The 12742-nt window shown below is 69.9% G+C and carries 11 protein-coding genes; 5 read left to right on the forward strand and 6 right to left on the reverse strand.

All coding sequences use genetic code 11. From position 1 onward, the window contains the following. The first annotated feature begins 202 nt into the window (after positions 1-202). From CCN37_RS16945 to CCN37_RS16955, 3 genes are all read left to right on the forward strand, one after another. Positions 203-613 (forward strand): PH domain-containing protein, encoded by a 411-nt coding sequence (locus CCN37_RS16945; protein ID WP_168200706.1) that lies wholly within the window; start codon positions 203-205, stop codon positions 611-613. 28 nt (positions 614-641) lie between these two features. Continuing rightward, positions 642-2489, forward strand: coding sequence for a dihydroxy-acid dehydratase (gene ilvD, locus CCN37_RS16950; RefSeq protein WP_086821748.1), 1848 nt, complete (start codon positions 642-644; stop codon positions 2487-2489). Positions 2490-2734: 245 nt separating this feature from the next. Continuing rightward, positions 2735-3160: a type II toxin-antitoxin system PemK/MazF family toxin gene (locus CCN37_RS16955; protein WP_086821749.1), complete on the forward strand. Its 426-nt coding sequence runs from the start codon at positions 2735-2737 to the stop codon at positions 3158-3160. A 48-nt stretch (positions 3161-3208) separates the two neighbouring features. Here CCN37_RS16955 and CCN37_RS16960 read toward each other — a convergent pair whose 3' ends face one another. From CCN37_RS16960 to CCN37_RS16970, 3 genes are all read right to left on the reverse strand, one after another. After that, positions 3209-3784, reverse strand: a complete 576-nt coding sequence (locus CCN37_RS16960; RefSeq protein ID WP_246843093.1) for a DoxX family protein — start codon at positions 3782-3784, stop codon at positions 3209-3211. A gap of 71 nt (positions 3785-3855) precedes the next feature. Then, positions 3856-6504: a lectin gene (locus tag CCN37_RS16965; RefSeq protein WP_086821750.1), complete on the reverse strand. Its 2649-nt coding sequence runs from the start codon at positions 6502-6504 to the stop codon at positions 3856-3858. Positions 6505-6596: 92 nt separating this feature from the next. Beyond that, positions 6597-7505: a 2-hydroxyacid dehydrogenase gene (locus tag CCN37_RS16970; RefSeq protein ID WP_371504362.1), complete on the reverse strand. Its 909-nt coding sequence runs from the start codon at positions 7503-7505 to the stop codon at positions 6597-6599. Between the two features lie 63 nt (positions 7506-7568). On the opposite strand from CCN37_RS16970, the gene CCN37_RS16975 reads away from it, so the two are divergent. Both CCN37_RS16975 and CCN37_RS16980 read left to right on the forward strand, forming a co-directional pair. Beyond that, positions 7569-8471 carry an alpha/beta fold hydrolase gene (locus tag CCN37_RS16975; protein ID WP_086821752.1) on the forward strand — a complete coding sequence of 301 codons (903 nt, stop codon included), beginning with the start codon at positions 7569-7571 and terminating at the stop codon, positions 8469-8471. Further along, positions 8468-9646 carry a sorbosone dehydrogenase family protein gene (locus CCN37_RS16980; protein ID WP_371504364.1) on the forward strand — a complete coding sequence of 393 codons (1179 nt, stop codon included), beginning with the start codon at positions 8468-8470 and terminating at the stop codon, positions 9644-9646. Before CCN37_RS16975 ends, CCN37_RS16980 begins: the two co-directional genes overlap by 4 nt. A 104-nt stretch (positions 9647-9750) precedes the next feature. Here the strand turns inward: CCN37_RS16980 and CCN37_RS16985 are convergent, their stop codons facing one another. From CCN37_RS16985 to gatB, 3 genes are all read right to left on the reverse strand, one after another. Continuing rightward, on the reverse strand, positions 9751-10749 hold the full coding sequence (locus tag CCN37_RS16985; RefSeq protein ID WP_086821753.1) for a YdcF family protein: 999 nt from the start codon (positions 10747-10749) through the stop codon (positions 9751-9753). A 14-nt stretch (positions 10750-10763) separates the two neighbouring features. Further along, positions 10764-11576 (reverse strand): hypothetical protein, encoded by an 813-nt coding sequence (locus CCN37_RS16990; protein ID WP_143261649.1) that lies wholly within the window; start codon positions 11574-11576, stop codon positions 10764-10766. A gap of 99 nt (positions 11577-11675) precedes the next feature. Beyond that, positions 11676-12742 (reverse strand): Asp-tRNA(Asn)/Glu-tRNA(Gln) amidotransferase subunit GatB (gene gatB / locus CCN37_RS16995; RefSeq protein ID WP_086821755.1); only part of this gene is annotated, 1067 nt, incomplete at its 5' end.

Below are 12742 nucleotides of genomic sequence, written 5' to 3' on the forward strand. Positions count from 1 at the left end.
GGCGCGTCGACGAAGTCTTCCCTAGGCGTCGACGCGCCCGGGAAGTACGAGGACCCCGATGAACGGGAAGTTGCGCAGCAGCACGCGGATGACGCTAGCGCCAATGGCGCAGTAGCGTCAACTCTGCGGGATTCCCTTCCCGGATGCTGGACACGACCGGGGGACACGAGGGGGCTCGTGCGCAGGTGGGAGCATGTTCGGCGTGGTATTCCAACTTCCGAAGGTCGCGCTCCTGCCGATCGCGCTGCTGGCGCTGTGCATGACGCCGGTCGCCTTCGGCGCACCCGGTCTGCAGCTCGTCTACCTCGTGCCGCTCGCGCTCGTCTGGCACGTGCTGCGGGCGCGGACCGTCGCCGGGGCGGACGGGGTGGTGGTGCGCACCGCGCTCGGCTCGCGGCGCATAGAGTGGGGCGCGGTGACGTCCCTGCACCTGGGACGCCCCAACAAGGTCAGCCTCGTGCTCAACGGCGGCGAGCTGCTGACCCTGCCAGCGGTGCGGCTCGGCGACCTGCCCGCGCTCGCGAAGGCCAGCGGTGGCGTGGTCCCCGATCCCAGCGCGACCGCCGAGAAAGCTCCCGACCAGGGCGTAACCTCGAACGACACCGACGAGTAGTTCCTGCTTTCCGTTGTAAGGAGGGGCCGTGCCCCCGCTGCGTTCCCGAATCACCACCCACGGTCGCAATGCCGCGGGCGCCCGCTCGCTGTGGCGCGCCACCGGCATGACCGACTCCGACTTCGGCAAGCCGATCGTGGCCATCGCCAACTCCTACACCCAGTTCGTCCCGGGCCACGTGCACCTCAAGGACATGGGTGAGCTCGTCGCGGGCGCGGTGAGCGAGGCGGGCGGGGTGGCGCGCGAGTTCCACACCATCGCCGTGGACGACGGCATCGCCATGGGGCACAGCGGGATGCTCTACTCGCTGCCCTCGCGCGAGGTCATCGCCGACGCCGTCGAATACATGGTGCAGGGCCACCAGGCCGACGCGCTGGTGTGCATCTCCAACTGCGACAAGATCACCCCGGGCATGCTGATGGCCGCGATGCGGCTGAACATCCCCGCGGTCTTCGTCTCCGGCGGTCCGATGGAGGCGGGCAAGGCCGTCGTCGTCGCGGGCGTCGCGCAGGCCCCGACCGACCTGATCACCGCGATCGCCGCCTCCGCGAGCTCCGCCGTCGACGAGGCCGGACTGTCCGAAGTGGAGCGTTCGGCCTGTCCGACGTGCGGCTCCTGCTCGGGCATGTTCACCGCGAACTCGATGAACTGCCTGACCGAGGCGCTCGGGCTCTCCTTGCCCGGCAACGGTTCCACGCTGGCGACGCACTCCGCGCGGCGCGATCTGTTCCTGCGCGCGGGCACCACCGTCGTCGAGCTGGCGAAGCGCTGGTACGAGCAGGACGACGAGAGCGTGCTCCCGCGCAACATCGCCAACAAGAAGGCGTTCGAGAACGCCATGGCGCTGGACGTGGCGATGGGCGGCTCCACCAACACCGTGCTGCACATCCTCGCCGCGGCGCAGGAGGGGCAGATCGACTTCGCGCTCTCCGACATCGACGCGATCAGCCGCCGCGTGCCGTGCCTGTCCAAGGTCTCGCCGAACTCCGACTACCACATGGAGGACGTGCACCGGGCTGGCGGAATCCCGGCGATCCTCGGCGAGCTGAACCGCGCCGGGCTGCTGAACCGCGACGTGCACTCCGTGCACACCCCCACGTTGGAGCAGTGGCTGTCCGAGTGGGACATCCGCGCCGAGTCGCCCTCGGCTGAGGCCGTCGAGCTGTTCCACGCCGCACCCGGCGGGGTCCGCACCACGAAGGCGTTCTCCACATCGAACCGTTGGTCCTCTTTGGACACTGACGCCGCCGGTGGTTGCATCCGCGACTTCGAGCACAAGTACACCGCCGACGGCGGGCTCGCGGTGCTGTACGGCAACCTCGCCGAAGAGGGCGCGGTGATCAAGACCGCGGGCATCGACGAGGAGCTGTGGCGCTTCCAGGGCCCCGCGCGCGTCGTGGAGAGCCAGGAGCAGGCCGTCTCGGCGATCCTGAAGAAGGAGATCCAGCCGGGTGAGGTGATCGTGGTCCGCTACGAGGGCCCCTCCGGCGGTCCCGGCATGCAGGAGATGTTGCACCCCACCGCCTTCCTCAAGGGCTCCGGCCTCGGCAAGCTCTGCGCGCTGATCACCGACGGCCGCTTCTCCGGTGGCTCCTCCGGCATCTCCGTCGGCCACGTCTCCCCCGAGGCGGCCGACGGCGGGCTGATCGGCTTGGTGGAGAACGGCGACCAGATCCTGCTCGACGTGCACACGCGCAAGCTCGAACTGCTCGTGGGCGCCGACGTGCTCGCCGAGCGCCGGGCCAAGATGGAGGCCAGCGAGCGGCCGTGGCAGCCCGTCGACCGGCAGCGCCACGTCTCCACCGCGCTCAAGGCCTACGCCAAGCTCGCCACCTCCGCCTCCACCGGCGCCGTCCGCGACGTCAACCGCGTCTGACCACTCCACCGGCGTTGCGCCCTGAATGACTCATTCAGGGCGTTCAACGCACCAAACGCGCCATTGGCTCGCGCCGTCGTCGAAGCCCTGAACGGGTCGTTTGGGTACTTGAACGCACTGAACGACCCGTTCAGCTCCTCCAACGCACCAAACGGGTCGTTCAGGGCGTTGAGCGCACCGAACGGGTCATTGGGGGCGTGTGGAGTGGTGGACGGGTGTTGGGGGGCGGGCGGTAGGTTGCGCGGATGCTTGGTGATCAACAGCAGGTGAAGCGCGTGCGCGAGGTGCCGACGAGGGCGCGCGCGACGGATCTGGTCTACGCCCCGGACCTGGACGGCCAGGCCGATCCGGGCGAGGTGGTGTGGGCGTGGGTGCCGTTCGAGGAGGACCCGTCCAGGGGCAAGGACCGCCCGCTGCTCGTGGTGGGCCGCGACGGCTCGATGCTGCACGCGATGATGCTGTCCAGCCAGGTGCCGGACCACCACGAGGAGCAGGACTGGCTGGAGCTGGGCGACGGCGCGTGGGACCGCTCCGGGCGGGCGTCCTACCTGCGGCTGGACCGGCTCTTCGAGCTGGGTGAGGACGACATCCGCCGCGAGGGCGCGGTGCTGGAGGCCGACCGCTTCACCCGCGTGGCGATCGCGCTGCGCAAGCGCTACGGCTGGCGCTGAGAACCAGCCGAGACCGTGGTTGGCCCCGGGCGACCGGGGCCAACCGGATCAGGTGCGGAAGACCAGCTGCATGAGCAGGGTCGCGGCCACGGCGATCGCGAGGCACGCGACGCCGACGCCGAGCGGTCTGCGGGACCAGAAGAAGCCGGTGTCCAGCCCGAGGCGGCCGGGGCCGGTGAGCACGATGCCCGCGGCCATCGCGCCGAGCGCGAGGTCGAACTCGAAGCCGGCGGCCTGCTGGCCGAGGAAGAATCCCCCGCTCCACTTCAGGATCACCACGTTGATCATGACGGCGAGCAGCCCGGCCGCGGCCAGCGGGGTGAACAGGCCGATCACCACGAGCGCGCCGCCGACCAGCTCGGTCAGGCCGGTCAGCCACGCCAGCAGGGTGGTCTGGGTGAACCCCTTGCTCTGCAGGAACTGCGCGAACCCGGTGATGCCCGGTCCGCCGAACGCGCCGAAGATCTTCTGCGCGCCGTGCGCGATGAAGGTGCCGCCCAGCGCGAAGCGCAGCACCAGCTGTCCGAAGTCCGCCCCCGCCGTCCAGGTGAACGGACGGATCTCGCCGGACTTGCCGCTGCTGGTGGAGCTGGGACCGAACGCCGACTCTCCGTTAGTGCTCACAGCGCACAACGCTAGGTGATCAGCGCGTCCGGGGCGACCGCTTCGGGTGGATGTCGCCCCGGACTTGTCCCCTAGGGGACGCGCCAGATCTGGGCGCCGCTGCCGTTGCAGTCGAAGATCTGCAACTGCGTGCCGTTGGCCGTGGTGCTGTTGGGCACGTCGAGACAGCGGCCGGACATCGGGCTCACCAGCCCCCCACCCGCCTTCGGCCACCACTGCTGCGCCGAGGTGCCGTTGCACTGCCACAGCTGGATCTTCGTGCCGTTGGCGGTGCCGCTGTTGCTGACGTCGAGGCACTTGCCGAGCGCGCGGACGCTGCCGTCGGAGGCGAAGGTCCACTGTTGCGCGGTGCCCGCGTTGCAGTCCCACAGCTGGACCTTGGTGCCGTCCGCAGTCGCGCCCTGGTTGACGTCGACGCACTTCGCGGCGAGCCCGGTGATCGCGCCGGTGCGCGGTTGCACGGGACCCACGTCGAAGGACGGTGGAGCGTCGGCCGCTGCGGCGCCCCAAGCGGTATTGGGGCTCGCACCGAGGGTGTAGTCGAGTGTGCCGCCGTTGCGGACCACGTCCTCGCCGACCCACGGCTTCGTCGAGGTCTGACCGTTGACGCGGAGGCTCTGCACGTACTTGTTGGCGTCACTGGCCTGCGGCGCGGTGATCTTGATGGTGACGCCGTTGCCGCGCGTGATCGTGGTTTCCGGGAACAGCGGGCTGGCCAGGACGAGCTCGCTACGCCCGGGTGTTTCTGGATACATGCCTAGTGCGGCCCAGACACCCCAGGACGCCATCTGTCCGAGGTCGTCGTTGCCCACATATCCGTCTGGCGCGGGCTTGAAGATGCTTGTAAGCGCGCGACGGACGATGTCCTGCGTCCTATAAGGCGCTCCCGCATACGCGTAGGCCCACGGAGTGTTCAGAGTCGGCTCGTTGCCCAAGTACGCGTAGGGCTTCTTCGGGCCGGCGTTGAGTTCAGTGAAGAACGCGTCCAACCTCGACAGAACGGCCGCGTCGCCGCCCATGGAGTCGAAGAGCCCACGGTGGTTGTAGGGCACCATCCACGAGTACTGCGCGCCGTTGCCCTCGACGTACTCGTTCTCCTGAGTCGGCGTGAACGCGGGCCACGTGCCGTCGCCGTTGCGGGGCTGAATGGTCTTGATGCCGGAGTTCAGCAGACTGCGCCAGTTCTGCGCTCTACGAAGGAAGAGCTCGTGTGTGGCGTTGTCACCGACGCGCGCGGCGAACTGGGAGACGGCGAAGTCCGCGCTCGTGTACTCCAACGTGGTCGACGCGGTCCCCCACACTCCACCGGTGCCCGCGGGGATGTAGCTCTGTCCGTCGTACTGGACGTGTCCCGGGCGCTGTCGTGGATCGCGGCTACCGGTGACCATGCGCTGCAACGCGTCTGCGGTGTTGAAGTTCGTGCCGCCGAACGCGTGGATGCTCGCGACGATGATGGACATCGGGTCGCCGTTCATCACGCCGGTGCCACCGTTGGCCACGGTCCACCTGTCGAAGTAGCCGCCCTGCGTCGCCTGGTTCACCGCAGACTGCGCGATGTCCGAAGCTTCCTTGGGCGCTAACAACGCGACGAGCTGCACCTGTGACCGGTAGACGTCCCAGCCGGAGAACGTGGCGTACTGCGCGCGACCCGCCGGGAGCTTGTGAACGCGTCGGTCGAAACCGACGTAGTTGCCGTCCACGTCGCTGAACACGTTGGGGTGCAGCAGCGAGTGGTACAGGTTCGTGTAGAGCCTGCTGCGCTGCGTGTCCGTGCCGCCGGTGACCGAGATCCTGCCGAGCAGTTCGTTCCACGTCGCGCGCGTACCGTCGCGGACCTGCTCGAACGTGCGCGCGCCCTGCTCCGCGACGAGGTTGGCCTTCGCGCCTTCAAGGCTTACGTAGGAGATGCCTACGCGCGCGGTCACGTTCGAGGTCGCAAAGGACACCAACGCCTTTGCCGCCGGGGCGTCCTTTGTGGATTCCGCACTCTTGCGCGCGCGGTCGACGGTGTTGTCCTTGCTGACGATCCCCGACTGCGCGAACGGTTGATCGAACTCCGCGTGGAAGTACAGGCGGTACCGGTTGCCCGTGCCGCAGAATCCACCGCTGTCGGTGAAGCCGGTCAGGGTGTTCGTGCCGATGGTGATCGCACCGGTAGCCGGGTTGAAGCCACGCGCCGCGTCGGCGGTCAGCGAGGCGCGTTGCCCTGCGGGGTAGCTGAAGCGCGCGATGCCGGAGCGCTGTGTCACGGCGAGATCGGCGCGAATGCCGTTGTCGAAGCGCACGCCGTAGGAGCCGGGCGACGCGCTCTCGTTGGCGTGGGAAAACGTGTGGTGCTCCACGGGCTGATCGCCGAGCACTGGCAGGAACGGGATGTTGCCGTGGTCGCTGCACCCCGGGCCGGAGATGTGGGTGAGGCTGAACCCGCGTATGCGGTTGTCCTCGTAGTGGTAGCCGCCGTGCTGGTGCGTCACGGTGTCCGGACTCCACTGGAGCATGCCGAACGGAGCGTCCGCGCCGGGGAAGGTGTTGCCCGCGCCGCCACCGTGCCCGAAATCGGGACCGCCGGGCTTGGTGCCGACGAAGGTGTTCACGTACTGCGCGGGGTCACTGATCGCCTGGGCGCGCACTGGCGCGGCTGTGGCCTGGACGCCACTGACCAGCAGTGAGCCGACCGCGACGAGAACAAGGGGCAGACGAGCTAAGCGGGGGCCGCCCATGTCGTACTCCTCGATGCAGGGGCTGACAACGTTGTCAGCCCCTGCATCCTCCCAAGGACTCCGCGCCGCTTTCTAGGCCAGAACCGGTGAACTCAGTAGGCGCCACGGATGACGTTGTCGGGCTCCTTGCCCGCGGCGAACTGCGCGATCTGCCGCGCCGCGATGCCCCACGCCCGCTTCTCGCGCACGGTCACGCTGCCCGCGACGTGCGGGGTCAGCACGAGGTTCTTCGCCGTCCACAGTGGATGGCCGGACGGCAGCGGCTCCGGGTCGGTGACGTCGAGAGCAGCGCGCAGACGGCCGGAGTTCAGCTCCGCGACGAGGGCTTCGGTGTGCACCACCGGACCGCGCGCGGCGTTCACCAGGATCGCGCCGTCACGCATGCGGGACAGGAACTCCGCATCGACCATGTGCCGCGTCGCGTCGGTCATCGGCACGACCATGATCACCGCATCGTGCTCACCGAGCAGCTCGGGCAGTTCGTCAACGCCGTGCACGCCCTCGCGCGCCTTGGTGCCGACGAGCGTGGTGGTCGCGTCGAAGGCGTCGAAGCGGCGGCGCAGCTGCTCGCCGAGGTCACCGGCGCCGACGACGAGCATTCGCTTGTCCTGCATGGTGTCCGTGACGTGGAAGTCCCACTCGCCCGCGCGCCGCGCCGCATCGAAGGTCGGCAGGTCGCGGTAGGTCGACAGCAGCGCGGCGAAGACCCACTCCGCGGTACTGCCACCGTGCGCGCCACGGCAGTTCGACAACAGCACGCCCTCGGGCAGGCGCCCCAGCCATGCCTCGGCACCGGCGGTCAGCAGCTGCACGAGCCCGAGCTTCGGCATCTGCTCCATGGCGGCGACGAGCCTGCCGACGGAGAGGAACGGCGGGACGAGCACGTCCGCTCCGGCCAGCTGGCCGGGATCGGAGAGGTCCAGCACCACGGCGCGCACTCCGTCCACAGTGGACAGAGCGGCGAGTCCGTGGTCATCGGGAACGAGCACGGTCAGCGTCACGGGGCGCACGTTACCCGTACCGGTGCCTGCGTCCCGCCGCGAAGTGCGGCACACTTCGTCGCGATGGAAGAGCGGTGGGTGTCCGGCACGGACGGCACGAAGATCAGGGCGTGGAGCTCGGGACGCGCGAGCCCACCGGTGCTGCTGTGCGCGGGACTGGGCACTCCGACCGAGGCGTGGCCGTCGCTCACCGGGCCGGACGCGTCGGTGCGCGTGCACGGTTGGCACTACCGCGGCACCTTCGACTCCGAGCGCCCCGCGGACGAGGAGCGCATCCAGCTCGCCGACCACGTCGGTGACGCGCTGGCCGTCCTCGACGACGCGGGAATTCGGCGCTGCGTCGTCATCGGCTGGTCTCTCGGCGTCACCGTGGCGACCGAACTGGCACGCCTGCACCCGGAGCGCGTGGCCGGGGTGATGCTGATCGGCGGAGCACCCGGCGCGTTCTTCGACGACGTCCTCGGAGTGATCGGGCTGCCGAAGCCGCTGAGCCGCGTCCTGGCGCGCGGCGGGACACAGGCGCTGCGCTGGGCAGGACCACTGCTCGACGCCGTGGCGCACCGGCTGCCCGCTCACCTGCTGCCCGGCAACGAGGCGATCCGCGTGTCCGCGCAGCGGTTCCTCCGGCACGACTGGCGGTGGTGGTTCACCCTCGCCCTCGCGCTCGGCGACACCGGCAGGCAGGACCTGAGCGCGCTGTCGTGCCCGGTCACCGTGCTCGCAGGGCGCTACGACCCGCTGGCCGACCCGCGCGGGAGCTGGGCGGCGGCCGGACCACTGCCCCAGGCGCGGCTGCGCGAACTGCCGTGCAGCCACTTCGTGCCCTTGGAGGCGCCGGAGGTGCTGGCCAGCGAGCTGGACCTGCTGGTCGAGCGCGCCGAGGCGGTGCGTGACGCACTCGATTACGCCGATCCTCGCCCACTCACCCCGCGTTCACCGGAGTCCGCCTACCCTGGACGACCGTGACGACCCTGCGCAGCCGGTTTTTCCGTACAGCACTGCTGGCCGCCGTCTCGGCGTTCGGCCTGCTGGCGTCGGGCTGCGCGAGCTTCCCCGAGCAGCCGAGCACGCAGTGGACCCCGCGCCCGCACCTCGAACCGCAGGCCGGGCCGAACCCGCAGATGCCCGGTGGTGGCGGCGGGCAACAGCAGAAGCCGCCTCGACAGGGCCCGGGTGGGCCGCCGAAGCCGCCTGAGGGCTGCAAGGACTACAGCTCCTCGGTGATGGCGACCTGCCTCGACCAGGTCTCCGCCGTGGCCGTGCTGCCGGACGGCAAGACCGCCTACGTCGCCGAGCGGACCACCGGCCGCGTGCTGCGCACGGTGGAAGGCACGCAGGACACCACGCTCGTCGCCCAGATCGACGTGGACACCGCCGGTGACGGTGGGCTGACCGGGCTCGCGCTGTCCCCGTCCTTCCGCGAGGACAACCTGCTCTACGCCTACATCACCACCAGCAGCGACAACCGTGTCGTGCGCATCGCGCCGAAGGACTCCGCCAAGCCGGTGCTGACCGGGATTCCGCGCGGATCGAGCAACAACGCGGGCGCGCTGACCCGCGACCGCAACGGCGCGCTGCTCGTGGCGACCGGCAACGCGGGCAACGCGGCGGCCTCCAACGACCCGAAGTCCCTCGCGGGCAAGCTCCTGCGCATCGACGCCGCGGGCAAGCCAGCCAAGGGCAATCCCACCTCCGACTCGGCCGTGGTCGCGTCGGGGCTGTACTCCCCCGGCGGCGTCTGCACCTCGATGACCGGTCAGCTGACGTGGGTCACCGACCGGCAGCCGGACCGCGACGTCGCCTACAAGTTCTCCCTCGGCAAGCCGCTCGGTTCCCCCGCGTGGAGCTGGCCGGACAAGCCCGGCGTCGCGGGCTGCGCGGCCTACCCCGACCTGCTGTCGGTGAACCTGGAGAAGGGCGAGGCCATGTTCGACCTCACCCTCGGCCCGACCGGCGCGTTCACCGGCCAGCCCGTCACCAGGGAGAAGGGCACCTACGGCAGGCTGCGCGCCGGCGATCTCACCCCGGACGGCGCCGCGCTGTGGGTGGGCACCACGAACAAGAACGGCGGCAAACCGGTCTCCAGCGACGACCGCGCCGTCATCATCGTCCGCCAGAGCGGCGGCAACGGCGTCGACTAGCGCCCCCTCCCCACCGTCCCGTTTTCGCGATGTGGCTACTTGTTGCGATTTGGGAGCGCTCTCAATCGCAACGCGTTGCCAAAACGCGAGGAGAACTGCGCGGGTCAGGGGCGGAGGGCCAGGAGGGCGAAGAAGGCGCAGAGGACGCACAGGGCGGCGTTCTTGAGCTTGTGGTCGACCAGGATCGCGACGAACTCGCGCAGGAAGGCGCTGGGCCAGAAGTACTTCGCGGTCGGCGCTCCGACGACGTGCCCGACCACCCCGGCCCGCCTGGCGAAGGCCGCCGCGCGGAGCACGTGGTAGCTGCTGGTGATCACCACGCAGCGGTAGCCGGGCAGGCGCTCCACCATGATCTCCTCGCTGAACACCAGGTTCTGCAACGTGGTTCGCGACTTCTCCTCCAGCACGACGCGCTCCGCCGGCACTCCGCGCACGATCAGGTGGTCAGCCATCGCACGGGCCTCGGACACCTCCGCGTCGGGGCCGAAGCCACCGGAGACGATGATCGTGGCAGTGGGCAGGGCCACCGCTGCCTCGCGCGCCTTGTCGAGCCGACCGGCGAGCTGCGCGGGCACGGAATCCCCCTCCAAGCCAGCGCCCAGGACCACGATGAAGTCGGCGGGACCGCGGTGGCCGATGCGCACGTACACCAGCGAGTACAGCAGGAAGCAGCCGAAGACGAAGGCGATGTAGCCGAGCCCGCCCACAGCCGCTCCGACGAGACTGCGGAACAACGGGTTCTGCACGGTCAGCGCGAACGCGGCCGCGACGGTGACGAGGAGAATCCCGATGCCCGGCAACAGGGACAGCAGGTTCGCCAGCCGCCACCCCTCGCGCCACAGCATGACCACGCCGTTGAGCATCAGCAGGACCGAGAGCCCGAAGATCAGCAGCGGACTGACGAGCAGCACGGGGACCACCAGGGCGCGCGCCGTCTCCGGGGAGGAGATCGCCGCCGACGCCGCGAGGAAGCCCAGCGAGATCACCAGGTAGACACCGTTGCGCAGTCGCCTGCGGTCGACGGCGAGCCCCGTCAGGAACGCGAGGAACCACAGCGCGGACAAGACGTAGCTGGCTGTCGCGAGCCCGCTGTACTTGCCCATGCCCGGACCGTAGCTCAGGCCGCGCTCTCCGATCGGGTCCGCTCCACCATCAGGAACAGCAGGACGAGGCCGAGCACCGTGCCGCCGAGCACCTTCGCCAGCTCGGTGAAGCCCTCCAGCACGGGAAGCCCTGAGTTGAACGGAGTTCCGCCCAGCATCACGACCATGCTCCACAGGCCCATCGCGAACATCGAGCCGCTGCCCAGCCACGCCACCGACAGCGGCCCCCACCCGGTGCGACCGCGCACGAGCATCTGCACGCCGATCGCTCCCACCAGAGCGAAGACGTTGAGATCGACGACGGCGACCGCGAGCGCGACCACGGAGCCCAGGTTCGCCAGCACGATCTGCAAGCCCTGCGTCGGCGTCGAAGGGTGTTGTCCCGCAACGAAGAGCGGCGCCCACCGGGCACGCGCGTAGAACACGAACGCGATCGCGAGCAGCACGCCTTGGAGGCTGAAGCCGGAGTAGACCACGCCGTAGACCCACGGCTGCACCGGTCCCGCGGGGCTGCCGCCGCCGCTGAGCATCGAGAGGGGCGCCATGACCGCGATGGGCACCAGCAGTCCGGTGGCGACCCACATCGGGAAGACCACCGCCCACCCGGGCAGCCGCGTTCCCCACGAGTGGGTCAGCACGAGCGCGACGACGATCGCGACGACGTCCAGCGCGGCGGTGACGGTGTTGAGCATGAGCATGGTGGGCTCGCGCAGCACGGAGGGGTCGGAGAAACCGATCCCGTTGCCGGTCAACCACAGGAGCTTCAGCGTGAGGTACGGGACCGCGCACAGCACGGCCGCGTAGCCGATGACGAACCTCGTCTTCATGCGCACCAGCATCGGGCGGCCGCGCACAAGAGGACTCCCGCGCAAGAACGGGCCGCCTCCCCCTTGAGAGGGAGAAGCGGCCCGTTCCGAACAGCAGAACTACTTGCAGCGCTCCAGCACGAGTTCGCGCACGCGCTTGGCGTCGGCCTGGCCCTTGGTGGCCTTCATGACCGCGCCGACGACCGCGCCAGCGGCCTGCACCTTGCCGCTGCGGATCTTCTCCGCGACGTCCGGCTGCGCGGCGAGGGCCTCGTCGACCGCGGCCAGCAGCGCGGAGTCGTCGGAGACGACCTTCAGCCCGCGCGCGGCGACGACCTCGTCCGGCTCGCCCTCCCCGGCCAGCACGCCGTCGACGACCTGGCGGGCCAGCTTGTTGGTGAGGGTGCCGTCGGCGACCAGCGCGATCACCTTGGCCACCTGGGCGGGGGTGATCGGCAGCGCGTCCAGCTCGACACCGCGCGAGTTGGCCTGCTGCGTCAGGTAGGACACCCACCACGAGCGCGCCGCGTCGGAGTCGGCTCCAGCGTCCACAGTGGACACGATCAGGTCGAGCGCGCCCGCGCTGACCAGGTCGCGCAGCTCCAGGTCGGAGAGGTTCCACTCGGCCTGTACGCGCTTGCGGCGCTCCCACGGCAGCTCGGGCAGCGTGGTACGCAGCTCCTCGACCCACTCGCGGGACGGCGCGACCGGCACCAGGTCGGGCTCCGGGAAGTACCGGTAGTCCTCGGCGGTCTCCTTGCGGCGCCCGGCGGAGGTGCTGCCGGTGGCCTCGTCGAAGTGCCGCGTCTCCTGGACGATCTCGCCGCCGTCGACCAGGATCACCGCGTGGCGGCGCATCTCGTAGCGCACCGCGCGCTCGACGCTGCGCAGCGAGTTGACGTTCTTGGTCTCGGTGCGCGTGCCGAAGACGCTGGCGCCCTTGGGCATCAGCGACACGTTGGCGTCGCAGCGCAGCGAGCCCTGGTCCATCCGCACGTCGGAGACGTCCAGCGCGCGCAGCAGGTCGCGCAGCGCGCCCACGTAGGCCTTGGCGATCTCCGGAGCCCGCTCACCCGCGCCGACGACCGGCTTGGTGACGATCTCGATCAGCGGAACGCCCGCGCGGTTGTAGTCCAGCAGCGAGTAGTCCGCGCCGTGGATGCGCCCGGTGGCGCCACCGACGTGCA

The organism is Allokutzneria sp. NRRL B-24872 (assembly GCF_002155965.1).
Taxonomy (GTDB): domain Bacteria; phylum Actinomycetota; class Actinomycetes; order Mycobacteriales; family Pseudonocardiaceae; genus Allokutzneria.